The following is a 24,572-nucleotide window of genomic DNA, read 5'->3' as shown; positions in this document are numbered from 1 at the left end:
GCACCGAACAGACGCCAGATGGTGGCGCGTCCGTCGCCACTCAGTCCCAAGAGCCCTGCGCGGCAGGCAGCCCGCTCAGCTCGACCACATCCTCCGCGGTCAGCCGAACATCCACCGAGCCGGCGTTCTCGGCCACCCACCGCCCCTGCTTCGCCCCCGGCACCGGCACCACATGCCGCCCCTGCGCCAGCACCCACGCCAGCGCCACCTGAGCCGCGGTGACGCCGTCGCCCCCCTGTCGGCCCGCAACCCTCCGCAGCCCCGCCACGATCGGCTGGTTCGCCGCCATCATCTCCGCGGTGAAGCGAGGGTGCCGTGCCCGCAGATCGTCGGGCTCGAACCCCTCACCCGGCGTGAGCGTCCCGGTCAGGAAGCCGTTGCCGAGCGGCATCGCCGCCAGGAAGCCCACACCCCGCGCCTCGCACCACGGCAGCAGCGCCTCCAGCGCCTCCGGCGACCACACCGACAGCTCCGCCTGCACCGCGCTCACCGGAAACACCTGCTGCACCCGCTGCAACTGGCGCAGGGTCGCGTCGTGCAGCCGCGCGCCGGACCTGCGCCCCCCGCGCGCCCCCAGGGCGCACAGCCCCAGCGCGCGCACCTTGCCCGCCTGCACCAGCTCTGCCATCGCGCCCCAGGTCTCCTCGATGGGGACCTCGGGGTCGGCGCGGTGCAGTTGGTAGAGGTCGATGACGTCGGTCTGGAGCCGCCGCAGGGACGCGTCGCAGGCGCGCCGCACATAGCCGGGCCGGCCGTTCGCCACGATGTGCTGGTCGCCGACCAGCAGGCCCACCTTGGTCGACACGAAGGCCTCGGCGCGCCGCTCCTTGAGCACCCGCCCCAGCAGCAGCTCATTGGTGAAGGGGCCGTACATGTCCGCGGTGTCCAGCAGCGTCACGCCTAGGTCCAGCGCCCGGTGCACCGCCCTCACCGACTCGTCACCGCGCTGCCGCGACCCGCTGTAGGCCCAGCTCATCGGCATGCACCCGAGTCCGACGGCCCCCACCGCGAGCGCCCCCGCGCCGATCGTCCTGCGCTCCACCAGCCCGTGAACCTCCTTCTAGAACCCCCAACCTAACCTCTGCGCCCACACCTCCCTGACATAGCCTCCTGACATGACCCAAGACGCATGGCTCCCCATCCCGCTGAAGGAGTTCCAGGGGCTCCCAGACGGGCTCAATTACCTCTTCTGGGACGGGGACCAGGACTTTCCGGGCGATCCAGCCGACTGCGCCGTGTATGTCGTCCCCTACATGAAGCGGCAGAACGTGAAGGTGCTGCCGCTGGAGCGGATGCGGAACGTCCGGCTCATCCAGACCCTCACCGCCGGTGTCGACGACATGATCGCGGCCCTCGACCGCATCGTCCCCGGCGTGCAGCTGTGCAACGCGCGCGGGGTGCACGACGCGAGCACCGCCGAGCTCGCGCTCACCCTGACCCTGGCGTCCCTGCGCGGCGTCCCGGGGTTCGTGCGCGCCCAGCAGCAGGAGCACTGGCAGAGCGGCTTCCACCCCGCCCTCGCCGACAAGACCGTCCTCATCGTCGGCTACGGCGCCATCGGTTCGGCCATCGAGGACCGGCTCGTGCCGTTCGAGGTTGCGCGGGTGGCGCGCGTCGCGCGCTCCGGGCGCGCCTCGGCGCGCGGTCCCGTGCATCCGCTCACCGAACTGCCCCAACTGCTTCCGGAAGCCGATGTCGTCATCCTCGCCACGCCGCTCACGGACACCACGCGTGGCCTGGTCAACGAGGAGTTCCTCGCGCGGATGAAGGACGGCGCACTGCTCGTGAACATCGCGCGCGGGGCCGTCGTCGACACCAAGGCGCTCCTCGCCGAGCTGGAGAGCGGCCGCCTCACCGCCGCCCTGGACGTCACCGACCCCGAGCCGCTGCCGGCCGGACATCCCTTGTGGCAGGCGCCCGGAGTGCTGATCAGCCCCCATGTCGGCGGCCCCACCTCGGCCTTCCTGCCGCGTGCCAAGCGGGTCGTCGTCGAGCAGTTGAGCCGTTTCGTGAACCGGGAGCCGTTGCGAAACGTGATCCTTACGACGGGATCCACCGACAACTGACAATCGCAGCAACACGCGTGTAATCCGCTTCCGGTACGGTCCGCGACCTTCCGGGCGCGCTGGGTACGCACATAGCCGTTGATCGTCACGGAGCGTAGAGAAGCTATGTCCCTGAGTGACGAGACTGGTGTATCGTCCCGACAGGGGCTGCGCCGCTCACCGTTCGGCGCCGGGGATGGACATTTCAGATTTGTGAGGGGGGCGACGGGCGATGCACGGCCTATGGACGAACGATCCGACGCGGCGGAGCCGCCGGCGGCGACCCTGGCGCACAGCTGCGCGCAGACGCGGCCACCACACCAGCCATCACCACCACCACAAGCACAGCGGACGCCGGAGGCACGCCCACCCAGCGCACCGGGACCCGAGGGACTCGGGAGCGGCGCAGACCGGGAGCATCCGGTGACAGCGCCGACGCCTGTGACGACCACCCTCCCCGGAGCGCTGCGGGCACAGCCTCCGGCGGGGATGCCGCACTCCCGGCCGCCGGCCCCCGGCGGCGGGACCGGCATGGTCCGCCAACTCGTCCTGGCCCTGCTCTGCGCGGGATACGCCGTCGGTTCCGCGTTCGACTGGGGCTCGAACCAAATCGCCCTGTTCATGGGTGACTTCGGTCTGACCGCGGCCGCCGGTGCCGCCGCCGTGTCGTGCTTCTGCTACGCCCGCTCCCCGCGGGTCCGCTTCCGTCCCGCGTGGCTGCTGTTCGCCCTCTCCTCGGCGATGGCCGCCCTGGGCAACGCGGTCTGGGGGTGGTACGAGGTCGTGCTCCAGCGGCCCGTGCCCAGCCCCAGCTACGCCGACCTGTTCTTCCTGTGCTTCGCGCCGCCCGCCATCGTCGGTCTGCTGGTACTGGCCAAGCGGCCGATGACCAAGGCCGGCTGGATCTGCCTGGCGCTGGACGCCTGGCTGATCGGCGGCTCGCTGCTCACCCTGTCGTGGAGCCTCGCGCTCGCCCAGGCCGCCCGGCTCGACGGGCCCAGCGTCGCGCACACCGCGCTCTCGCTGGCGTATCCGCTGCTGGACATCGCCCTGGTCAGCATGGTGCTCGCGCTGCACTTCCGGCGCTCGCCGGGCAACCGCACCGCGGTGAACACCGCGATCGGCGCGCTGGCCCTGACCGTGATGTGCGACGCCCTGTTCACCTCGCCGCTGCTGCACAGCAGCTACCGCTCCGGCCAGCTGCTGGACGCGGGCTGGTTCGCCGGCTCGCTGCTGCTGGCGTACGCCCCGTGGGCCGCGCCCCGGTCCGCGGGGGAGCCCGAGGGGCACACGCGCGTGGTCCACGAGCACGTGCCCGGCGGACGGGCCACGGCACCCAAGCAGGCGTCCGCCCCGGGCGGTGAGATCAGCCGGTACCCGGTGGGCCGCCCCCTGACCGGCTCGCTGGCCGCGCTCACCCCCTACCTGGCCGCCGCCGTGTGCACGCTGGGAATCCTCTACAACGTGCTCAACGGCCGCAGCCCGGACCACGTCGTCCTGATCACCGCCGGCTGTGTGGTCCTCGCCCTCGTGGTGCGCCAGGGCATCATGCTGCTCGACAACATCACCCTCACCCAGGAACTGGCGCAGCAGGAGAACCACTTCCGCTCCCTGGTACAGGGCTCCAGCGACGTCATCATGATCGCCGCGCCCAACGGCATCCTCCGGTACGTCTCCCCGGCCGCCGCCGGAGTCTACGGACGGCCCGCCGAGGACCTGGTGGGCTCGGAGCTGGCCAACCTCATCCACCCGGAGGACCTGGGCTGCGTGGTGCACGAGGTGCGCCGCTTCCTCGCCGCCAGGCCCCTGGAGGAACCCACCACCCGCATCGAGTGCCGCTTCCGGTCCGGCGAGGGCGGCTGGCTCAACGTCGAGTCCACCGTCAACCGGCACCACGGCGGCCTCATCTTCAACAGCCGGGACGTGACCGAAAGAGTGCGGCTGCAGGCGCAGCTCCAGCACAACGCCGAGCACGACCCCCTCACCGACCTGCCCAACCGCGCCCTGTTCACCCGGCGGGTGCAGCAGGCCCTGTCCGGCCGCCGTTCCTCGGACCGGGGCCCCGCCCTGCGGAACACGGCCGTGCTCTTCATCGACCTGGACGGGTTCAAGGCCGTCAACGACACGATCGGGCACCAGGCCGGCGACGAACTGCTCGTCCAGGCCGCGCGCAGACTCCAGGACGCGGTCCGCCACGGCGACACCGCCTCCCGGCTGGGCGGCGACGAGTTCGCGGCGCTGATCGTCGGTGACGGCACCCGTGACCGCAGTGCCCGAGAGCGGCACATCCTGGAGCTCGCCGACCGCCTCAGGGCGACCCTCTCGCAGCCGTACGCCATTGACGGCAACGATGTCCGTGTCAACGCGTCCATCGGTGTCGCCTTCGCCGAACCGGGTCTCGGCGCCGGGGAGTTGCTGCGCAACGCCGACCTCGCGATGTACCGCGCCAAGTCGGCCGGAAAGGGCCGCGTCGAGCTGTACAAGCCACAGATGCAGCAGGACGTCGTACGCAAGGCGGAACTGGCCACCCGGCTGCGGGCCGCGCTGCACGACGGCGAGTTCGCGCTGCTGCACCAGCCCGTGGTCTGCCTGGAGAGCGGCCGGATCGACTCGGTCTCCGCACAGGCGCGCTGGCGCTCCTCGCAGGGGGTGCTGTTCACGCCGGCCGAGTTCCTGCGGGTCGCCGAGGACAGCGACAAGACCTCCGAACTGGACCGCTGGATCCTCCAGGAGGCGGTCGAACAGGCCGCCGAGCGGGCCGCCAACGGGCTCGTGGTGCCGGTCGCCGTCCGGACGTGTGCCCGGCGGCTGCTCGACCGGTCCTCGCCGCTCGGCTCCGTGGAGGCCCTGCTCACCCGGCACGGGCTGCCCTCGGGGGCGCTGGTCCTGGAGCTGTCCGACACCGACCCCAGGGTTCCGCTGGACGAGCTGGAGCGGCGTCTGACCGCGCTCAGCCGGCACGGTGTCCGGATCGCGCTGGACGGCTTCGGCAGCGGCTACGCGGCGATCACGGCCCTGCGGAAGCTCCCCGTCGACATGCTCAAGCTCGACCGCAGTCTCGTCGAGGGGGTGGTCGAGTCGCCCCGGCTGCACAAGATCACCAGCGGGCTGCTGCGGATCGCCGGCGATCTCGGGCTCCAGTCGGTGGCCGAGGGCGTGGACCTGCCCGAGCAGGTCACGGCGCTGCGCGCGATGGGGTGCACACACGGGATGGGCATGGCCTTCTCCGGCCCGGTGGACGAGTACCGGCTGCGCCGGGCCCTCGGCTCCGGCCACTATCCGGTGCCGCACGCACCGGCCGAGCCGGCGTTCGCCGGCGCCGCCGGAGGCGAACGAGCCATGGAGAGGGGTGCGGGGGTGTACACCGGTGGTGTACCCGCGGTGTTCGGAGGCGGCAGCGCCCTTCGCTCACATAATGAGACTCCCGTCCCACCCACTTGACACGTGGTGCGCGTCAGAGGGAGGGTCAGTTCCATGCGCACCCGAATTCTCGTACTTGGACAGCGCGTCGGCTGAGCTGGGACCCACCGGAGAAGGATCCGGAACCCCAGCGACCACACCGGCGCGCTCCCCTCGCTTGCCTTTTGGCACGAGGGGTTTTTTGTTGCACCAGCACCAGACGTACGGCGGCAGAAATCCGTACGAACCTCGCAAAAACCCTCAGCATCGAGAAGAGAATGCCGATGACCGAGCAGGCCCCGGGGGCCCACCATCCGCAGCCGCGGCCCCGTTCCGGAGGACAGCAGTCCGCGCCCGTCGAGCACGTCACGGGTGCGAAGTCCCTCATCCGCTCCCTCGAGGAGGTCGGCGCTGACACGGTATTCGGCATCCCCGGCGGCGCGATCCTGCCGGCCTACGACCCGCTGATGGACTCCACCCGGGTGCGCCACGTCCTGTGCCGGCACGAGCAGGGCGCCGGCCACGCGGCCACCGGCTACGCGCAGGCCACCGGCAAGGTCGGCGTCTGCATGGCCACCTCGGGGCCGGGCGCCACCAACCTGGTGACGCCGATCGCGGACGCGCACATGGACTCGGTGCCGCTCGTGGCGATCACCGGCCAGGTCGCGTCCTCCTCGATCGGCACGGACGCCTTCCAGGAGGCGGACATCGTCGGCATCACCATGCCGATCACCAAGCACAACTTCCTGGTCACCAAGGCCGAGGACATCCCCCGGACCATCGCCCAGGCGTTCCACATCGCCTCCACCGGCCGTCCCGGCCCGGTGCTGGTCGACATCGCCAAGGACGCCCTCCAGGCGAAGACCACCTTCTCCTGGCCGCCGGTCATGGACCTGCCCGGCTACCGCCCGGTGACCAAGCCGCACGCCAAGCAGATCCGCGAGGGCGCCAAGCTGATCACCTCCGCGAAGCGGCCCGTCCTCTACGTCGGCGGAGGTGTCATCAAGGCCGGCGCCACCGCCGAGCTGAAGGTCCTCGCCGAACTCACCGGAGCGCCCGTCACCACCACCCTGATGGCGCTCGGCGCATTCCCCGACAGCCACCCGCTGCACGTGGGAATGCCGGGCATGCACGGTGCGGTCACCGCCGTCACCGCGCTGCAGAAGGCCGACCTGATCGTCGCCCTCGGCACCCGTTTCGACGACCGCGTCACCGGCAAGCTGGACAGCTTCGCCCCGCACGCGAAGATCGTCCACGCCGACATCGACCCCGCGGAGATCGGCAAGAACCGCGCCGCCGACGTGCCGATCGTCGGGGACGCCCGCGAGGTCATCGCCGACCTGATCCAGGCGGTGCAGAAGGAGCACAGCGAGGGCCACCAGGGCGACTACACCGCCTGGTGGAAGGACCTCAACCGCTGGCGCGAGACCTACCCGCTGGGCTATGACCTGCCCGACAACGGCTCGCTCTCCCCGCAGCAGGTCATCGAGCGCGTCGGGCAGCTCGCTCCCGAGGGCACGATCTTCACGGCGGGCGTCGGTCAGCACCAGATGTGGGCCGCGCACTACGTGCAGTACGAGAAGCCCGCCACCTGGCTGAACTCCGGCGGCGCCGGAACCATGGGCTATGCGGTCCCGGCCGCGATGGGCGCCAAGGCCGGACAGCCCGGAAGGACCGTCTGGGCGATCGACGGCGACGGCTGCTTCCAGATGACCAATCAGGAGCTCACCACCTGCGCCCTGAACAACATCCCGATCAAGGTCGCCATCATCAACAACGGCGCCCTCGGGATGGTCCGCCAGTGGCAGACCCTCTTCTACAACCAGCGGTACTCCAACACGGTCCTGCACTCCGGGCCCGACGACGTCAACCCGGACGCCCGCGGCACCCGCGTCCCCGACTTCGTCAAGCTGTCGGAGGCCATGGGCTGCTACTCCATCCGCTGCGAGTCCCCGGACGACCTCGACAAGGTCATCGAAGAGGCGAACTCCATCAACGACCGCCCGGTCGTCGTCGACTTCATCGTCCACGAGGACGCGATGGTGTGGCCGATGGTCGCCGCCGGCACCTCCAACGACGAGATCATGGCCGCCCGGGACGTCCGCCCCGACTTCGGCGACAACGAAGACGACTGAGCGAGAGAGACGTAAAAGACCATGTCCAAGCACACGCTCTCCGTTCTGGTGGAGAACAAGCCGGGCATCCTGGCCCGGATCGCCGCGCTGTTCTCCCGGCGGGGCTTCAACATCGACTCGCTGGCCGTCGGTGTCACCGAGCACCCCGACATCTCCCGCATCACGATCGTGGTGAGTGTCGAAGCCCTGCCGCTGGAGCAGGTCACCAAGCAGCTCAACAAGCTCGTCGAGGTGCTCAAGATCGTCGAACTGGAGCCGGGTTCGGCCGTTCAGCGGGAACTCGTTCTGGTGAAGGTGCGCGCCGACAACGAGACGCGCTCCCAGATCGTCGAGATCGTCCAGCTGTTCCGTGCCAAGACCGTCGACGTCTCCCCGGAGGCCGTCACCGTCGAGGCCACCGGCAGCAGCGAGAAGCTGACCGCCATGCTCAAGATGCTGGAACCGTTCGGCATCAAGGAACTGGTGCAGTCCGGCACGATCGCGATCGGCCGTGGCGCGCGTTCGATCACGGACCGGTCGCTGCGCGCACTCGACCGATCTGCGTAACGCTGGAAACGGGCGGCCGACGGCCGTCGGCCGCCCGTATACCGAGACCGCGAGACTTCCCTTCCGCCCGCCGTCATACGGTGGGACGCACCATCCGCACACCAAGGAGAGAACCCAAAGTGGCCGAGCTGTTCTACGACGCTGACGCCGACCTGTCCATCATCCAGGGCCGCAAGGTCGCGGTCATCGGCTACGGCAGCCAGGGCCACGCCCACGCCCTGTCGCTGCGTGACTCCGGTGTCGACGTGCGTGTCGGTCTGCACGAGGGCTCCAAGTCCAAGGCCAAGGCCGAGGAGCAGGGCCTGCGCGTGGTGACCCCGGCCGAGGCCGCCGCCGAGGCCGACGTCATCATGATCCTCGTCCCGGACCCGATCCAGGCCCAGGTCTACGAGGAGCACATCGCCCCGAACCTGAACGACGGCGACGCCCTGTTCTTCGGCCACGGCCTGAACATCCGCTTCGGCTTCATCAAGCCCCCGGCCGGCGTCGACGTCTGCATGGTCGCCCCGAAGGGCCCGGGCCACCTGGTGCGCCGTCAGTACGAGGAGGGTCGCGGCGTCCCCTGCATCGTGGCCGTCGAGCAGGACGCCACCGGCAACGGCTTCGCGCTGGCTCTGTCGTACGCGAAGGGCATCGGCGGCACCCGCGCCGGCGTCATCAAGACGACCTTCACCGAGGAGACCGAGACCGACCTGTTCGGTGAGCAGGCCGTCCTGTGCGGTGGTACGGCCGCCCTGGTCAAGGCCGGTTTCGAGACCCTGGTCGAGGCCGGCTACCAGCCGGAGATCGCCTACTTCGAGTGCCTGCACGAGCTGAAGCTGATCGTGGACCTCATGTACGAGGGCGGCCTGGAGAAGATGCGCTGGTCGGTCTCCGAGACCGCCGAGTGGGGCGACTACGTCACCGGCCCGCGGATCATCACCGACGCCACCAAGGCCGAGATGAAGCAGGTCCTCGCCGAGATCCAGGACGGCACCTTCGCCAACAACTGGATGGACGAGTACCACGGCGGTCTGAAGAAGTACAACGAGTACAAGAAGCAGGACTCCGAGCACCTGCTGGAGACCACCGGCAAGCAGCTGCGCAAGCTGATGTCCTGGGTCAACGAAGACGCGTGAGCCCCAGGTGACAGGGCCGGAGCGGAATGCTCCGGCCCCGTTGTCCGCCCCGTCGAATCTCGGACGGGTGATCCTTCCGCAGAGGCGCAGGACGACCACCACCACGCCACTACACTGCCGTACTACATACGCGTCAGGCCCACAGCGTCGTGCGTCTCCACGCGGCTAAGCGACACCGAGAAATGTGCGGCACAGACCCACGCCGCCCGGCACGCACTCTCGCCGCACCGGTCAAAGGCCCCAGTAGCTCCGCTACGAGGACCTTCGTCCGGCACACCGAGAGCACGCACCGGCTGTCCACACAGCCGCTGCCGCGGCGGGCGCGGGACCGCACCGCACATTTCCCGGCGCCGCTCCCCCCTCCACCGCCAGCGGCCGTCGGGACGGCCGTCCGCATTGGACATGTGAGGACTCACGTGAGCTCGAAACCTGTCGTACTCATCGCTGAAGAGCTGTCGCCCGCCACCGTCGACGCGCTGGGCCCGGACTTCGAGATCCGGCACACCAACGGAGCAGACCGAGCCGAGCTGCTCCCGGCCATCGAAGACGTGGACGCGATCCTGATCCGCTCCGCCACCAAGGTCGACGCCGAGGCGATCGCCGCGGCGAGGAAGCTGAAGGTCGTCGCACGAGCCGGCGTCGGCCTGGACAACGTCGACGTCTCCGCCGCCACCAAGGCCGGCGTGATGGTCGTCAACGCACCGACCTCCAACATCGTGACCGCCGCCGAACTCGCCTGCGGCCTGCTGCTCGCCACCGCCCGCAACATCCCGCAGGCCAACTCGGCGCTGAAGAACGGCGAGTGGAAGCGCAGCAAGTACACCGGTGTCGAGCTCGCCGAGAAGACCCTCGGTGTCGTCGGCCTCGGCCGCATCGGCGCCCTGGTCGCCCAGCGGATGTCCGCCTTCGGCATGAAGGTCGTCGCCTACGACCCCTACGTCCAGCCTGCCCGGGCCGCGCAGATGGGCGTCAAGGTGCTGTCGCTGGACGAGTTGCTCGAAGTCTCCGACTTCATCACCGTGCACCTGCCGAAGACCCCCGAGACGGTCGGTCTGATCGGCGACGAGGCGCTGCGCAAGGTCAAGCCGGCGGTGCGGATCGTGAACGCGGCGCGCGGTGGCATCGTCGACGAGGAGGCGCTGTACGCGGCGCTCAAGGAGGGCCGGGTCGCCGGCGCCGGCCTCGACGTGTACACGAAGGAGCCGTGCACCGACTCCCCGCTCTTCGAGCTGGACCAGGTCGTCTGCACCCCGCACCTCGGTGCCTCCACCGACGAGGCCCAGGAGAAGGCGGGCATCGCGGTCGCCAGGTCGGTCCGCCTGGCCCTCGCCGGCGAGCTGGTCCCGGACGCGGTGAACGTCCAGGGCGGGGTCATCGCCGAGGACGTCAAGCCGGGCCTGCCGCTGGCCGAGCGCCTCGGCCGTATCTTCACCGCGCTCGCCGGTGAGGTCGCGGTCCGCCTCGACGTCGAGGTCTACGGCGAGATCACCCAGCACGACGTGAAGGTGCTGGAGCTCTCCGCGCTCAAGGGTGTCTTCGAGGACGTCGTCGCCGAGACCGTCTCCTACGTCAACGCCCCCCTGTTCGCGCAGGAGCGCGGTGTCGAGGTCCGCCTCACCACCAGCTCCGAGTCGGCCGACCACCGTAACGTCGTCACCGTGCGCGGCACCCTCGGCAGCGGCGAGGAGGTCTCGGTCTCCGGCACGCTGGCGGGCCCGAAGAACCTCCAGAAGATCGTCGCGGTCGGCGACTTCGACGTCGACCTCGCGATCGCCGACCACCTGCTCGTGCTGCGCTACGAGGACCGGCCGGGCGTCGTCGGCACCGTCGGCCGCATCCTCGGCGAGGCGGGCATCAACATCGCCGGCATGCAGGTCGCGCGGTCGATCGCGGGCGGCGAGGCACTGGCCGTCCTGACCGTCGACGACACGGTGACCTCCGGTGTGCTGGCCGAGGTCGAGGCGGAGATCGGGGCGACCTCGGCTCGTTCGGTGAACCTCGTCTGATGTTTCGCCCACCCCCACCGACTCGGTCGGTCGGAGGGTGGGAGTCGTTCGTACTCGAACGCCGGACGGGCTGACCTTGTCAGCCCGTCCGGCGTTTCGCATGGTCACCTCCTCCGCAGCGTCACCCCCGCCCCCACCGCCGCCAGCACCAGCAGCACCGCGCCCGCGATCGCCGCCCCCTGCATCCCGCTGGTGAACGCCTCCCGCGCGGTCCGCAGCAGGGTCCCTCCCGCGGGCCCCGGCAGCCGGCTCGCCGTGGCCAGCGCGCCGCCCAGCGTCTCGCGGGCCTCCGCGGGGGCCGTGGCCGGCATCTGATGGCGGTAGACCGCCGTACCGATCGAGCCCAGTACCGCCATGCCGAGCGCCCCGCCGAACTCCGCGCTGGTCTCCAGCAGCGAGGAGGCCGTGCCCGCCCGTTCCACCGGCGCGCCGGTCATCGCGAGGTCGGTCAGCTGGGACATGATCGCGACCATCCCGCAGGCGAGGACACCGGCCCCGGTCAGCACCAGCCACAGTGAGTCGGTGCCGACGAGGGCGAGCAGGACGAACCCGCCCGCCATGGCCGTGAAGCCGCCCGCGACCACATAGCCCCGGTCGACACCCCGCTGGACCAGCTGTGCCGTGAGCGGACCGGCGGCCCCGATGAAGACCGAGGGCAGCAGGCTCCACAGCGCGGCCTCCAGGGGGCCCTTGCCGAGCACGGCCTGCAGGTACTGCGTGGTGAAGATCGCCGAACCCATCATGGCGAGCGAGGCGACGAGGTTCAGGACCAGTGCCGGGGTGAAGCCACGGCCCTTCAGCAGGGCCGGCGGGATCAGCGGGGAACCGGTGGTGCGCTGACGGTGGACGAAGAGCGCGGCGAAGAGCAGGCCGACGGTGGTCGAGACGACGTACAGCGGGTGCCAGCCCTCGGACGGGATCTCCTTCAGGCCGTAGACCACGGGGAGAACGGCCGCCATCGACAGCGGGACGCTCAACCAGTCGAAGCGGCCGGGGGAGGGGTTCCGGGACTCCGGGAGCAGGATCGGGCCGAGCACCAGCAGCATCACCATCGCCGGCAGGTTGACCAGGAAGACCGAGCCCCACCAGAAGTGCTCCACGAGGATCCCGCTCATCACCGAGCCGAGTGCGATGCCACCGGTCATCACGCCGGACCACAGGCCGATCGCCTTCGCGCGCTGGCCGGGGTCGGTGAACATCGTGCGCAGCAGGGCCATCGTCGACGGCATCAGGGTCGCGCCGCCGATGCCGAGGATCGCGCGGGCGGCGATCAGGGTCCCGGCGCTGTCGGCGTACGCGGCGAGCAGCGAGGCGCCGCCGAAGGCCGCGGCGCCGATCAGCAGCAGCCGCCGACGCCCGATGCGGTCGCCCAGCGCGCCCATCGTCATCAGCAGGCCGGCCAGGACGAAGCCGTAGATGTCCAGGATCCACAGCTGCTGGGTGCCGCTCGGGTGGAGGTCCGCGCCGATCGCCGGGAGGGCGAAGTAGAGGACCGAGACGTCCATCGAGACCAGCAGCAGCGGAAGCATCAGCACACCGAGCGCGGTCCATTCGCGGCGCCCGGCAAGGGAGTTGGTCTCGGATGTGCTCGTGGTCGTGCTCGTCGGGTTGGTCATGCCAAGGAATGTACGGGCGTCTTAAACGCTTGTCTAGAACGATTGTATAATTCATGCGTCTAGGACGGTTGTATGGATCCCGGGGTAGGCTGATCCGCATGGGACACCGTGAGGATCTGCTGCAAGGCGCCAAGCGCTGCCTGCTGGAGAAGGGGTTCGCGCGGACGACGGCGCGCGACATCGTCAAGGAGTCGGGGACCAACCTCGCTTCGATCGGCTATCACTACGGCTCCAAGGGCACGCTGCTCGCCCAGGCCTACATCGCGCTGGTGGAGGAGATGTCCTTCGAGGGCGGCGACGGCGGGCTCACCGGCGCGCCCGGCTCGCTCGAGCGGTTCCGTGAGGTGTGGTCGAACATCGTCGACAGCATGCGCGGGCCCGGCTCGCTGTGGCGGCTCAGCGTGGAGATCGTGACGATGGGCGATCAGCTGCCGGAGGTGCGCGACCAGTTGGCGCGCGCCCAGCGCGAGGGCGGCCGGGGGCTGACCTCGCTGCTGATGGGCGTACCGGAGGAGGAGGTCTCCGACGAGACCGCCGACACCCTGGGCCGCTTCTACATGACCCTGATGTCCGGCCTCATCTCGCAGTGGACCTTCGACCCGAAGACCGCGCCCGACGGCGACGCGCTCACCGAGGGCCTGCGTCAGATCGTCGAGGCCGCGACGCGCGGCTGACCGGGCGTCAGCCGAGGCGGGTTCCCGCGGCATCGGCCATCGCCACCCCCTGTTGACGCCCTTGGCGCGGATCGCGGGTCACCGGGCCCCGGCCCGATGCCTGATCGTGCACCCTTTCCTGCCCTGCGGGATCTGGTGCCGGGTGGCGTCGGCAGCTATCTCCATCAGGAGAATCGTTTTTCTGATTCCTGGCGGAAGGTACCCCATGCACGTTCACGGCGACATCGGTGCGCGAGAGATCGGGAAGGAGAACTCGCAGGCACGGCCGCCGGGCCGGCAGGGCCGGTCGCCGTCGCCCGGTCCGCTGCAGTTCATGAGCACCGCCGGCAACGCCGCCGTCGTCGAGTCGCTCCGCCGGAGCGGGCGGTCCGCCGGTCCGGACGGGCCGTCCGTGCAGCGCCAGACGGACGGGAAGCAACTGGTCATCCAGGGTGACGACGGCCCCACGACCGTCCGCTCCGCCTCCGACCTGCTGGTCTGGCTGATGAGCCATCCGACGCGTCCGGCGCCGAGGAACTATGCCGAACCCGACACCCTGCGCCGCGTCCTGGCCCGGCTGGAGAGCTCCGGCGGGACCGTCGGACCCGCGGCGGTCTGGTCCGCGGTGCGCGAGATCGTCACCCGGGTGGGGACGGCCGTCAGCAGTAGCAGCGAGAGCGGCAGCGACGACGAGGGCGGGTTCTTCCGTTCCCGCCCGACCCGGCCGGACAGCGACAGCAGCAGCGACTCGGAGTCGGAGACCGCGTCGCAGACGGGCGACGGCTGGGACACGGGGCACTGGGACACGGACGAGTACGGCGCGCCCGAGCCCGCGGAGTTCCGGCGCGAGATGCCCGCCGCCGACATCGCCGAACAGCAGCGGGCGCTGAGCCAGGCGCTGTCCGGCTACCGGCTGGTGGGCTTTCACGGCACCAACGCGGAGAACGTCGGCGGCCTGATCGTCGACGGCCCGGACGTGGCCCGGATCGCCACCGGCCACGGCATCGGCAAGGGCCGCGGCTTCTATGTCGCCCCGGTCGTCGGACCGCCCGGCGGGAAGTCCCCCGGCACCTCCGGAGCGAAGAAGGAAGCCAGGATGTGGGGGAAGTTCCTGGTCGCCGTCTATGTCGCCGACGATGTCCCGGTCGGGGAGCACCACGACGAAACGGAGGACGGGTTCGCCTTCGAGAGCGACGGCTCGGCGAGCGGCGAGCCGGTGATGACCTTCCACGGCTCCGACGAGCTCGTCGTCCCCGAGGAGCTGTTCGGCAAGATCAAACTGGTCCGCAACGTGGACGACGTGGCGATGCCGACGGCCGCCCGGCAGGCCGGGGCGGCCCCCTACCAGGACGGGGTCAGCGGCTACAGCAAGGCCACGGGGAAGGGCAAGGACCGCACGTAGGCGTGCGGTTACAGTCGCGCCCCCTTCAACGCCATGTGCAGCAGCAGCCGGTCCTCCCCGTCGTCCAGGTCGAGGCCGGTGAGCTGTTCCACGCGGGACAGGCGGTAGTACAGGGTCTGCCGGTGGATGCCCAGGACCGCGGCCGTGCGGCCCGCCTGGCCCGCGCAGTCCAGGTACGCCTCGGCGGTGCGGGCCAGTTCACGGTGGGCCGGGGTGAGCAGGACGGCCACCGCCGGGTCGCGGGAGGCCTCCGGTGGCAGCGCGGTCAGCAGCCGGTACGGGCCGATGTGCGCCCACTCGGCGACCGGCCCGAACCGCGGCTCGGCCAGCGCGGCGCGGGTGGCCGCGGCGGCCTCCTGCCAGACGGTGCCCAGTTCGGCAAGGCCGGCCCGGGCCTCGCCCACCCCCGCGGCACAGCCCTGCGCCGCCGCGGCCGCGCCGCCGAACCCCGCGGCGACGGCGGCGGCCGTGCGCGCCCCGGCCCCGCGTGCCGACGCCGGCCGGGCCGACCGGGCCTCCTCCGCCTCCTTGAGCAACCGCGTGGCGGCCGTCAGGGCAGGGGTGGCCGTGTCCGTGCTGCGCAGCCGGACCAGGACCGCCAGGCTGTGCCCCGTCGCCCCCCACGGCAGCGTGCACAGCGCGGTGGCGTGCGGGACCGTACGCGGGGACGGGGCGTCGTCCGGGTCGGCGGACGGCCAAGGGGCGACACAGACCATCGTGTGCGGACCGTCGGCACGGGCGCCGAGGGCGGTACGGAACTCGGCCACCGCCATGTCCCGCTGCCAGCCCCGCTCCGCGACCAGCACCGCCCGCAGCTCCCGGCCAAGATCCGCCCCCGCCTGCGCCTCGTCCGCGAGCAGTGCGCCGATCCGCCCCGCCACTCCCATGGCGGCGGCCAGCTGGGTGTCCGTCGGACCCGGATCGTCGTCGAGGAGCCAGACATAGCCGAGGACGACACCCCGATGGCGTACCGGCAGACAGATCCTGCCCCGGTACACCCCCGCCTCCGGGGTCGGCGGGATACGGACCGGTCCGGTGGCCCGGGTGATGCCGAAGCCCTCGAACCAGGTGCGGACCGCCGCCGTGGAGCGCCGGGTCAGGATCGAGCGGGTCCGGACCGGATCCAGCGCCGACGGATCGAGGTCGCCCTCACTGTCGTAGGCCCCGAAGGCGAGCAGCTCGAAGTCGCGGTTCTCCAGGGTCGCCGGGACGCCCAGCAGCTCGGAGATCTCGTCGACCAGCTCCTGGTAGTCACCCTTGAATTCCGACGTCACCCGGGCATTCTCCCGCAATTCACGGACGCCTTCATACATCTGTCTGAGATCTGCGGCACGGATGCGTGACAGCTGTCGATGGCTCACGATCGGAGAGATCCCTAACTTTCACGGTGGTTCTCCGTGCCGTATCCACATCGTCGGATCGCGGCCGTTCTGGCATGTGTTGTGGAGGTGCCCCGTGCTGGGTCCCGTGATTCTCGCCGCGTCGCGCAGCGACCGGATGCGACGCCTTATCTCGGCGGCCCCGGTGACGAAGCAGGTCGTCGACCGCTTCATCCCCGGTGAGTCGGTCGACGACATCGTCCCGATCGTCGAGGAGCTCACCGGCCGCGGCCTGGAGCTGACCATGGACGTCGTCGGCGAGGACATCACCAGCCCGGAGCAGGCCACCGCCGCCCGGGACGCCTACCTGGCGCTCGTCGACCGGCTGCGCGGGCTGGGCCTCGGCGAGCGCGTCGAGATGTCGGTGAAGCTGTCGATGTTCGGCCAGGCGCTGGAGGGCGGCCACGAGCTGGCCCTCGCCAACGTCCGGCCGGTCGTCGAGGCGGCCGCCGCCATCGGTACGACCGTCACCCTCGACGCCGAGGACCACACCACCCTCGACTCGATGTTCGCCATCCACGAGGAGCTGCGGAAGGACTTCCCGGGGACCGGCTGCGTCATCCAGGCCTACCTCTTCCGTACCGAGGCCGACGCCCGCCGCCTCGCCGAGGCCGGCAGCCGGGTGCGCCTGGTCAAGGGTGCCTACAAGGAGCCCGCCGAGGTCGCCTACCAGCAGAAGCACGAGATCGACAAGGCGTACGTGCGGGTTCTCAGGACTCTCATGGAGGGCGAGGGGTACCCGATGGTCGGCTCCCACGACCCGCGCCTCATCTCCATAGCCCAGGAACTCGCCCGGCGTGCCGGGCGCAAGCCGGACGAGTACGAGTTCCAGATGCTGTACGGCATCCGGAGCGATGAGCACCTGCGCCTCGCCGCCGAGGGCCACCGGATGCGGGTCTACACCGCCTACGGCACCGACTGGTACGGCTACTTCATGCGGAGGCTCGCGGAGAAGCCGGCCAACCTGCGCTTCTTCGTCCGCTCCATGCTCAGCAAGGGCTGAGGCGTACCCCTCCCGCCCGCCGCACGCCTCTCTCCCACCCGCCGCACGCCTCTCTCCCACCCGCCGCCCGGCACACCCGCTCACGTACAAGGAGTTACGGATCTCATGGACGCTGTGACCCAGGTCCCCACCCCCGTCAACGAGCCGGTGCACGGCTACGCCCCCGGCTCGGCCGAGCGCACCCGGCTGGAGGCGAAGCTCAAGGAGCTCGCCGAGAACCCGATCGAGCTGCCGATGACCATCGGCGGCGAGCGCCGGCTCGGCGGCGGCGAACCCTTCCAGGTGGTTCAGCCGCACAACCACAAGGCCGTCATCGGCACCGGCCGGCACGCCACCCAGCAGGACGCGCGGGACGCCGTCGACGCGGCCATCGCCGCCGCGCCCGCCTGGCGCGCGATGTCCTTCGACGACCGCGCCGCCATCATCCTGCGCGCCGCCGAGCTGCTCTCCGGTCCCTGGCGCGAGACCATCGCCGCCTCCACCATGCTCGGCCAGTCCAAGACCGCCCAGCAGGCCGAGATCGACAGCCCCTGCGAACTCGTCGACTTCTGGCGGTTCAACGTCCACTACGCCCGGCAGATCCTCGCCGAGCAGCCCCCGGCCAACTCCCCGGGCGTCTGGAACCGGATGGACCACCGCCCCCTGGAGGGCTTCGTCTACGCGATCACGCCGTTCAACTTCAGCGCGATCGCGGCCAACCTGCCCACCGCCCCCGCCCTCATGGGCAACGTGGTGGTCTGGAAGCCGTCCCCGACCCAGACCCACGCGGCCGTCCTGCTGATGCAGCTGCTGGAGGAGGCGGGACTCCCCAAGGGCGTCATCAACCTCGTCACCGGTGACGGCATCGAGGTCTCCAAGGTCGCCCTCGAGCACCGCGACCTCGCCGGCATCCACTTCACCGGCTCCACCAAGACCTTCCAGCACCTGTGGAAGACGGTCGGCAACAACATCGAGAAGTACCGCACCTACCCGCGTCTGGTCGGCGAGACCGGCGGCAAGGACTTCCTGGTCGCCCACCCGTCGGCGGACCGCGCGGTGCTCAAGACCGCGCTGACCCGCGGTGCCTTCGAGTACCAGGGCCAGAAGTGCTCGGCGACCTCGCGCGCCTACATCCCGGCGTCCATCTGGAACTCCGGCTTCAAGGAGGAGTTCGCCGCCGAGGTCGACCACCTCACCATGGGTGACGTCACCGACCTGTCGAACTTCATCGGCGCCGTGATCGACGAGCGTGCCTTCGCCAAGAACAAGGCCGCGATCGACCGCGCCAAGGAGGACCCGGCCTGCACGATCGTCGCGGGCGGCTCCTACGACGACTCGGTCGGCTACTTCGTCCGCCCGACCGTCGTCGAGTGCGCCGACCCGGACAACGAGGTCTTCCGCACCGAGTACTTCGGCCCGTTCCTCGCCGTGCACGTGTACGAGGACGACCGGTACGACGAGATGCTGACCCAGATGGAGTCGGTGTCGGACTACGCACTCACCGGCTCGGTCATCGCCAACGACCGCGCGGCGGCGGCGTACACGATGGAGAAGCTGCGGTACGCGGCCGGCAACTTCTACATCAACGACAAGTCGACCGGCGCCGTCGTCGGCCAGCAGCCCTTCGGCGGCGGCCGCGCCTCCGGCACCAACGACAAGGCCGGCGCCCCGCAGAACCTGCTGCGCTGGACGCTGACCCGCGCGATCAAGGAGACGCTGGTCGCGCCGACCGACTACTCCTACCCGCACATGGGCTGACCCACAGCCCGCCCGAGCCCGGGCCGGGAAGCCTGACCCACGAGCAGGCTTCCCGGCCCGTTCCCATGCGCGGCCGACCGGCCGTCCCGTACGACACTTGGGTCATGTCTCTCCGTGTCGCTCACACCGCCGATCTCGGTCCCGCCGACCTCCGGGCCGCCCGCGGCCTGCTCCACGAGGCGTTCGGCGGGGACTTCGCCGACAGCGACTGGGAGCACGGTCTGGGCGGCCTGCACGCCCTCGTCCACGACGACGAGGGGCTCGCCGCCCACGGCTCGGTCGTCATGCGCCGGGCCAGGCACCGCGGCCGCTGGCTGCGCGTCGGCTATGTCGAGGCCGTCGGCGTCCGGCGCGACGCCCGCCGCCGGGGCCTGGGCGGCCAGGTGCTGGCGGCCCTCGAGGGGATCGTCGAGCGGGCGTACGACTTCGGTGCGCTGTCCGCCAGCGAGGACGGTGCCCGGCTCTACACCGCCCGGGGCTGGGGGCGTTGGGCCGGTCCGGTCTGCGCCGCCTCCCCGGAGGGCGGGATCGTGCGCCTGGCGGACGAGGAGGGGGACGTGTACGTGTGGCCGGGCCTCGCCGGGGACGTCCTCGACCCCGCCCACGAGCTGGTCTTCGACTGGCGGGACGGCGACGTCATGTAACCCGTCTGTATCCAGGGTGACATCCGTCCTGGCAGTCCCATCCGCTCCACCTGCCAAAAGCCCAGGTCACAGCCGTCTGTCCCCGGGCCCCGTCTCAGATAGTAGGAAGCCCAAGTAATTGTGCAGACAGAAGCGGGTCGCTCCCTTACTTTTGTAGGAGCCGAACGTCTCGCTCGATCAAGCGAATGGCGGTCGTGAGCCGCGCCCCGTGCAGGCAACCCCTGCGGCACCGCTCCCCGCCCCTTCCGGCGTCTCGTAACCCCCCATTGCCGTACTCCATGTATGTCGAAGGAGTCGATTCCCATGGCCGAGACGACCGTCCGCCGCCGCGTCCGCCACGTGTCCCGGACCAGCGAGTCCGAGCGCAAGAACGCCGCCGCCGCCCTCCAGCGCGCCCTCGATCGCCGCGACAACGGCGGCGAGACCGGCCACTGAGCCCACCGGGGAAACGCCGGTAACACGTGTAACACCCTTGACCGGGAGCCGCCCCCGCACGGAGTACGGCGCGGCCGGGACAGCCGCGCCGTACTCCGGGATGTGCGTCGGGACGTACCCCCGTGTCAGCCGCCCCGCCGTATCTCGAAGTGGTCGATCCGCGCCCCGCTCTGCGCCAGCGCGGACACCTTCAGCCTCGGGGTGGTACCCGCCTCCGCCTCGACCTTGAGGAAGGAGAAGCCGGTGTACCGCACCCGCGACCACTCCACCGTCTCCGCCACGTTGTGCTGCCCCTCGGTCCAGTGGAAGCTGCGCACCGCGCCGTGCCGGGTGACGTGCCCCTCGTAACTGTCCTTGACCCCGGACGGGAACGAGTACAGGTCCCGCCCGCCGCCGCCCGCCGTGACGTACACGATCCCGTCCCGGGTCGGGTCGGTCGAGCCGCCGACCGGGACCGCGCGGCCGACCCCGCCGCCCCGCACCGCGTCCGTGCGCTCGTAGACGTGGTTGTGCCCGTTGATGACCAGGTCCACCTGGTACTTCGTGAACAGCGGCAGCCAGGCCGCCCGGATCCCGCCGTCGGAGGCGTGTGCGGACGTCGAGTACGCGCAGTGGTGGAAGAAGACGACCACGAAGTCCACGTCCGGCGCCGCCCGCAGCTCCTTCAGCCGCTGCTCCAGCCACTTCGTCTGCCGGCCGCCGCTGTAGCCGAGGTTGGCGGGGATCTCGTACGACACGTCGTTGGCGTCCAGCGCCACGAAGCCGACGTTGCCGTAGGTGAACGCGTACACGCCCGGCGCCCCGTGCGGGTCGAAGCCGTTGTCGGGGAGGGCGAAGCGGGCGTACTGGCCGCCGTAGCCGTCGGGGGAGTACCAGGCCTCCATGTCGTGGTTGCCGGTCGTCACCATCCACGGGACCGAGCGCGCCACCGGGTCGTTCTGCCGCAGGAACCGGTCCCACTCCCGGGCGTCGTAGCCGTCCGAGGTGCGGCCGGAGCCGTTGCCGTCCGCGTAGCAGATGTCGCCGGCGTGCAGGTGGAAGGCCGGGTTCTGCTTCAGCAGTGCGTTGTCGTTGGCCTTGCCGGCCTGGCTGACGCCCTGGTCGCCGAAGGCCGTGAACACGAACTTCTCCGGACTCGCGGGTGCGGTGCGGAAGGGGGTGATGGTGGCGCGGTGGTGGGGGGCGGCCGGGTCCCAGCCGTCGTGGCCGACGCCGTAGTAGTACGTCGTACCGGGCGTGAGGCCGTCCAGGGCCGCGTGCACGTAGTACTGCTCGACCACCGGGCGCACGCCCTGCACCCCGGGCGTGTGGAGATGCCGGATCTCCGCGGCGACCCGCCGGCCCAGGTCGTCGGGGCGCGTCCCGACCCGCACGAACGGCTTCCGCACCGCGAACGGCACCTGCCAGGAGATCCGCATCCGCGTCCTCGGATCGGCGCCGAAGGCGAGATGACGGCCGAACGGCACCACGGCCGCGCCGCGGATCGCCGAGGTGGCCGGCGCCGGACTCGCCGACTTCCGCGCGCACCCGGCCAGCAGCCCGCCGCCCGCCACCGCACCCCCCGTCACCAGGGTGCGACGGCTCACCAGCCGGGTGCGCAGATACTCGTACTGCTCGGCCATGCTCATCCGGGCGGCGAGCTGCGGCGGGATGCCGAAGTCGGGGACGGAGGGTCCGGGGGGTGTCCCCCTGGAAGGCGCAGTCATACCGGGGAACATGCCCAGCCCAGGCCAACACCGGCCCCACGTACGGGTGAACGCCCGTTGACGGGACTCCCCGTTGTGTCCGTATGGCGGACAGTGCGTGTCATCCCCTGGGACGAGGAGTAGGGTGCCGACATGTCTCGCAGCATCGATCTCGCAGTGATCCCCGGTGACGGCATCGGGCAGGAAGTCGTGGCCGAAGGCCTCAAGGTCCTCTCCGCCGTCCTCCCGGAGGACGTGAAGCTGGAGACCAAGGAGTACGACTTCGGCGCCCAGCGTTACCACGCCACCGGTGAGACCCTCACCGACGCCGATCTCGACGCGCTGAAGAACCACGACGTCATCCTGCTGGGCGCGATCGGCGACCCCAGCGTTCCCTCCGGCGTCCTGGAGCGAGGCTTCCTGCTCAAGCTCCGCTTCGCCTTCGACCACCACGTCAACCTGCGTCCGTCGAAGCTCCTCCCCGGGGTAGCCACCCCGCTGGCCGGCGAGCCGGAGATCGACTTCGTCGTGGTCCGCGAGGGCACCGAGGGCCCGTACACCGGCAACGGCGGCACCATCCGCAAGGGCACCGAGCACGAGGTCGCCACCGAGGTGTCCGTCAACACGGCCTACGGCGTGGAGCGTGTCGTCAGGGACGCCTTCGCCCGCGCCCAGGCCCGCCCGCGCAAGAAGCTCACGCTGGTCCACAAGAACAACGTGCTGACCTTCGCCGGGCACCTGTGGACGAACGTCTTCAACAAGGTGGCCGAGGAGTTCCCCGAGGTCACCACGGACTACATCCACGTCGACGCGGCCACCATCTACCTGGTGACCGACCCCGGCCGGTTCGACGTCATCGTCACCGACAACCTCTTCGGCGACATCATCACCGACCTCGCCGCGGCCGTCTCCGGCGGTATCGGCGTCGCCGCGAGCGGGAACATCAACCCGTCCGGCGAGTTCCCCTCGATGTTCGAGCCGGTCCACGGTTCCGCGCCCGACATCGCCGGCCAGGGCAAGGCCGACCCCACGGCCACGGTCCTGTCCGTCGCCCTGCTGCTGCGCCACCTCGGCTACGACGCGGAGGCGGCCCGGATCGAGGAGGCCGTCACCGCGGACCTCGCCGAGCGCCGGGGCAAGCCCGCCCGCTCCACCTCGGACATCGGCGACGCACTCGCCGGACGAGTAGCCGGCTGACCCGCCGGGCTGCCGATCGACTTCGAAGCCGCCGGGTCGCACACGCGCCCGGCGGCTTTCCCATGCCCGCGGCCGGGTGCCACCATCAACCCCGGGTTCGCGTTCACCCCGATTCCTTCCCTCCCGGCCCCCGCGCGATAATCGAACGCGGAGCCGCGGTGTGAGGGAATGCTCGGACGTCCTAGGACAAGGGTGTGAGCGCGGCCCCATCACTACAACCGGTGAAGGACACCTACTCATGACGACGCCCACGATCGAGCTCAAGCCGTCCGCGCACCCGCTCGCCGCCGCCGAGCGCGAGGCGATCCTGGCCAGCCCCGGATTCGGCCGCCACTTCACCGACCACATGGTGACGATCAAGTGGACCGAAGGCCGTGGCTGGCACGACGGCCAGCTCGTTCCGTACGCGCCGATCCCCCTCGACCCGGCCACCAACGTCCTGCACTACGCCCAGGAGATCTTCGAGGGCCTGAAGGCCTACCGCCGCCCCGACGGCTCGGTCGCCACCTTCCGCCCCGACCAGAACGCCAAGCGCTTCCAGCGCTCCGCCCGCCGGCTCGCCATGCCCGAGCTGCCGGTGGAGACCTTCATCGAGGCCTGTGACCTGCTCGTCCAGCAGGACAAGGACTGGGTCCCGGCGCACGGCGGCGAGGAATCCCTCTACCTGCGCCCCTTCATGATCGCCACCGAGGTGGGCCTGGGCGTCAAGCCGGCCAACGAGTACCTCTTCCTGGTCATCGCCTCCCCGGCCGGCGCCTACTTCCCCGGCGGGGTCAAGCCGGTCTCCATCTGGGCCTCCGAGGACCGCGTCCGCGCCGTTCCCGGCGGCATGGGCGACGCCAAGACCGGCGGCAACTACGCCGCCTCCCTGCTCGCCCAGGCCGAGGCCGCCGCCCAGGGCTGCGACCAGGTCTGCTACCTCGACGCGGTCGAGCACAAGTGGGTCGAGGAACTCGGCGGCATGAACCTGTACTTCGTGTACGGCGACAAGATCGTCACGCCGACCCTCAGCGGTTCGATCCTCGAAGGCGTCACGCGTGACTCCCTCCTCACCGTCGCCCGTGACCTCGGCTACGAGTCCGAGGAGGCCCGGGTCTCCATCGAGCAGTGGCAGCGCGACTCGGAGAACGGCACCCTCACCGAGGTCTTCGCCTGCGGCACGGCGGCCGTGATCACCCCGGTCGGCACGGTCAAGCGCACCGGCGCCGAGTGGCAGCAGTCGGGCGGCGAGCCGGGCGAGGTGACCATGAAGCTCCGCGAGGCGCTCCTGGACATCCAGCGCGGCAAGGTGGCGGACAAGCACGGCTGGATGCACGAGCTCGGCTGACCGGCCCCACCGCCGGTTCGACCTGGCGCCCTCCCAGGCGGGTTGCCCATGCTGAGGCGGTCGTCGGCTCTGCCTGGCCGGGGTGCCGCTCGACGGGATGAACGGGGCCGCTTCTCGGGGTGGTGCGCGCGTGTGGACCACATGATCGGCGGTGGTGCCTTCGTTCGACGTAACCGAGGGAGGTGTGGCCGGTGGCGCGCGATCGGGGGAAGAAGCGTGAATCGCGCGTGCCGGCCGCCCCGTTC

The 24,572-nt window shown here is 70.7% G+C and carries 18 protein-coding genes; 14 read left to right on the top strand and 4 right to left on the bottom strand.

What is annotated here, in order from left to right:
* Positions 1–40 precede the first annotated feature (40 nt).
* Complete coding sequence (locus AB0N16_RS35760) at positions 41–1,042, bottom strand: aldo/keto reductase (protein WP_365804150.1); 1,002 nt, start codon at positions 1,040–1,042, stop codon at positions 41–43.
* Positions 1,043–1,115: 73 nt separating this feature from the next.
* Between AB0N16_RS35760 and AB0N16_RS35755 the strand changes: the two genes are divergently transcribed.
* The 6 genes from AB0N16_RS35755 to serA all read left to right on the top strand — a co-directional run bounded on the left by AB0N16_RS35755 (position 1,116) and on the right by serA (position 11,249).
* Complete coding sequence (locus tag AB0N16_RS35755) at positions 1,116–2,066, top strand: 2-hydroxyacid dehydrogenase (RefSeq protein WP_365804148.1); 951 nt, start codon at positions 1,116–1,118, stop codon at positions 2,064–2,066.
* Positions 2,067–2,468: 402 nt separating this feature from the next.
* Positions 2,469–5,486 carry an EAL domain-containing protein gene (locus tag AB0N16_RS35750; protein ID WP_365804146.1) on the top strand — a complete coding sequence of 1,006 codons (3,018 nt, stop codon included), beginning with the start codon at positions 2,469–2,471 and terminating at the stop codon, positions 5,484–5,486.
* Positions 5,487–5,728: 242 nt separating this feature from the next.
* The gene (locus AB0N16_RS35745; RefSeq protein WP_365804144.1) at positions 5,729–7,579 is read left to right on the top strand and encodes an acetolactate synthase large subunit; all 1,851 of its coding nucleotides are present in this window, start codon (positions 5,729–5,731) and stop codon (positions 7,577–7,579) included.
* 21 nt (positions 7,580–7,600) lie between these two features.
* Complete coding sequence (gene ilvN / locus AB0N16_RS35740) at positions 7,601–8,125, top strand: acetolactate synthase small subunit (protein WP_123973946.1); 525 nt, start codon at positions 7,601–7,603, stop codon at positions 8,123–8,125.
* A 119-nt stretch (positions 8,126–8,244) separates the two neighbouring features.
* The gene (gene ilvC / locus AB0N16_RS35735) at positions 8,245–9,243 is read left to right on the top strand and encodes a ketol-acid reductoisomerase (protein ID WP_365804142.1); all 999 of its coding nucleotides are present in this window, start codon (positions 8,245–8,247) and stop codon (positions 9,241–9,243) included.
* Positions 9,244–9,659: 416 nt separating this feature from the next.
* Entirely contained in the window at positions 9,660–11,249 is a 1,590-nt protein-coding gene (gene serA, locus AB0N16_RS35730) for a phosphoglycerate dehydrogenase (protein ID WP_365804140.1), read from the top strand.
* 104 nt (positions 11,250–11,353) lie between these two features.
* Here the strand turns inward: serA and AB0N16_RS35725 are convergent, their stop codons facing one another.
* Positions 11,354–12,865: an MFS transporter gene (locus AB0N16_RS35725; protein ID WP_365804138.1), complete on the bottom strand. Its 1,512-nt coding sequence runs from the start codon at positions 12,863–12,865 to the stop codon at positions 11,354–11,356.
* A gap of 98 nt (positions 12,866–12,963) precedes the next feature.
* Between AB0N16_RS35725 and AB0N16_RS35720 the strand changes: the two genes are divergently transcribed.
* Positions 12,964–13,539 carry a TetR/AcrR family transcriptional regulator gene (locus AB0N16_RS35720; RefSeq protein ID WP_365804136.1) on the top strand — a complete coding sequence of 192 codons (576 nt, stop codon included), beginning with the start codon at positions 12,964–12,966 and terminating at the stop codon, positions 13,537–13,539.
* A gap of 205 nt (positions 13,540–13,744) precedes the next feature.
* Positions 13,745–14,920: a hypothetical protein gene (locus AB0N16_RS35715; RefSeq protein WP_365804134.1), complete on the top strand. Its 1,176-nt coding sequence runs from the start codon at positions 13,745–13,747 to the stop codon at positions 14,918–14,920.
* Positions 14,921–14,928: 8 nt separating this feature from the next.
* On the opposite strand, the gene AB0N16_RS35710 is transcribed toward AB0N16_RS35715, so the two are convergent.
* A complete protein-coding gene (locus tag AB0N16_RS35710; RefSeq protein ID WP_365804132.1) occupies positions 14,929–16,194 on the bottom strand; it encodes a helix-turn-helix domain-containing protein in 1,266 nt (421 codons plus the stop codon).
* Positions 16,195–16,375: 181 nt separating this feature from the next.
* Here AB0N16_RS35710 and AB0N16_RS35705 point away from each other — a divergent pair, with 181 nt between their 5' ends.
* From AB0N16_RS35705 to AB0N16_RS35690, 4 genes are all read left to right on the top strand, one after another.
* Positions 16,376–17,302 (top strand): proline dehydrogenase family protein, encoded by a 927-nt coding sequence (locus tag AB0N16_RS35705; protein ID WP_365804131.1) that lies wholly within the window; start codon positions 16,376–16,378, stop codon positions 17,300–17,302.
* 105 nt (positions 17,303–17,407) lie between these two features.
* On the top strand, positions 17,408–19,039 hold the full coding sequence (gene pruA, locus AB0N16_RS35700) for an L-glutamate gamma-semialdehyde dehydrogenase (protein WP_365804129.1): 1,632 nt from the start codon (positions 17,408–17,410) through the stop codon (positions 19,037–19,039).
* 104 nt (positions 19,040–19,143) lie between these two features.
* A complete protein-coding gene (locus tag AB0N16_RS35695; RefSeq protein ID WP_365804127.1) occupies positions 19,144–19,683 on the top strand; it encodes a GNAT family N-acetyltransferase in 540 nt (179 codons plus the stop codon).
* A gap of 303 nt (positions 19,684–19,986) precedes the next feature.
* Positions 19,987–20,118, top strand: coding sequence for a hypothetical protein (locus tag AB0N16_RS35690; RefSeq protein ID WP_089098576.1), 132 nt, complete (start codon positions 19,987–19,989; stop codon positions 20,116–20,118).
* A gap of 125 nt (positions 20,119–20,243) precedes the next feature.
* On the opposite strand, the gene AB0N16_RS35685 is transcribed toward AB0N16_RS35690, so the two are convergent.
* Complete coding sequence (locus tag AB0N16_RS35685; protein WP_365804124.1) at positions 20,244–21,824, bottom strand: metallophosphoesterase family protein; 1,581 nt, start codon at positions 21,822–21,824, stop codon at positions 20,244–20,246.
* A gap of 132 nt (positions 21,825–21,956) precedes the next feature.
* Here AB0N16_RS35685 and AB0N16_RS35680 point away from each other — a divergent pair, with 132 nt between their 5' ends.
* Positions 21,957–23,000: a 3-isopropylmalate dehydrogenase gene (locus AB0N16_RS35680; RefSeq protein WP_365804122.1), complete on the top strand. Its 1,044-nt coding sequence runs from the start codon at positions 21,957–21,959 to the stop codon at positions 22,998–23,000.
* Between the two features lie 238 nt (positions 23,001–23,238).
* Positions 23,239–24,327: a branched-chain amino acid aminotransferase gene (locus tag AB0N16_RS35675; protein WP_365804120.1), complete on the top strand. Its 1,089-nt coding sequence runs from the start codon at positions 23,239–23,241 to the stop codon at positions 24,325–24,327.
* Positions 24,328–24,572 lie beyond the last annotated feature (245 nt).

The sequence above is a fragment of the Streptomyces sp. NPDC051105 genome (assembly GCF_040682795.1).
In the GTDB taxonomy this organism is placed as follows: Bacteria; Actinomycetota; Actinomycetes; order Streptomycetales; family Streptomycetaceae; genus Streptomyces.
The sequence above is the reverse complement of the archived record's forward strand: the minus strand, read 5'-3'. Positions and strand labels throughout refer to the sequence as shown.

What these genes read in the sequence shown, in the direction of transcription:
- AB0N16_RS35715 (WP_365804134.1), top strand. Translation starts at nt 13,745, where the DNA reads ATGCACGTTCACGGCGACATCGGTGCGCGAGAGATCGGGAAGGAGAAC.
- AB0N16_RS35675 (WP_365804120.1), top strand. Translation starts at nt 23,239, where the DNA reads ATGACGACGCCCACGATCGAGCTCAAGCCGTCCGCGCACCCGCTCGCC.
- AB0N16_RS35755 (WP_365804148.1), top strand. Translation starts at nt 1,116, where the DNA reads ATGACCCAAGACGCATGGCTCCCCATCCCGCTGAAGGAGTTCCAGGGG.
- AB0N16_RS35745 (WP_365804144.1), top strand. Translation starts at nt 5,729, where the DNA reads ATGACCGAGCAGGCCCCGGGGGCCCACCATCCGCAGCCGCGGCCCCGT.
- AB0N16_RS35725 (WP_365804138.1), bottom strand. Translation starts at nt 12,865, where the DNA reads ATGACCAACCCGACGAGCACGACCACGAGCACATCCGAGACCAACTCC.
- ilvN (WP_123973946.1), top strand. Translation starts at nt 7,601, where the DNA reads ATGTCCAAGCACACGCTCTCCGTTCTGGTGGAGAACAAGCCGGGCATC.
- AB0N16_RS35695 (WP_365804127.1), top strand. Translation starts at nt 19,144, where the DNA reads ATGTCTCTCCGTGTCGCTCACACCGCCGATCTCGGTCCCGCCGACCTC.
- pruA (WP_365804129.1), top strand. Translation starts at nt 17,408, where the DNA reads ATGGACGCTGTGACCCAGGTCCCCACCCCCGTCAACGAGCCGGTGCAC.
- AB0N16_RS35680 (WP_365804122.1), top strand. Translation starts at nt 21,957, where the DNA reads ATGTCTCGCAGCATCGATCTCGCAGTGATCCCCGGTGACGGCATCGGG.
- AB0N16_RS35690 (WP_089098576.1), top strand. Translation starts at nt 19,987, where the DNA reads ATGGCCGAGACGACCGTCCGCCGCCGCGTCCGCCACGTGTCCCGGACC.
- AB0N16_RS35720 (WP_365804136.1), top strand. Translation starts at nt 12,964, where the DNA reads ATGGGACACCGTGAGGATCTGCTGCAAGGCGCCAAGCGCTGCCTGCTG.
- AB0N16_RS35685 (WP_365804124.1), bottom strand. Translation starts at nt 21,824, where the DNA reads ATGACTGCGCCTTCCAGGGGGACACCCCCCGGACCCTCCGTCCCCGAC.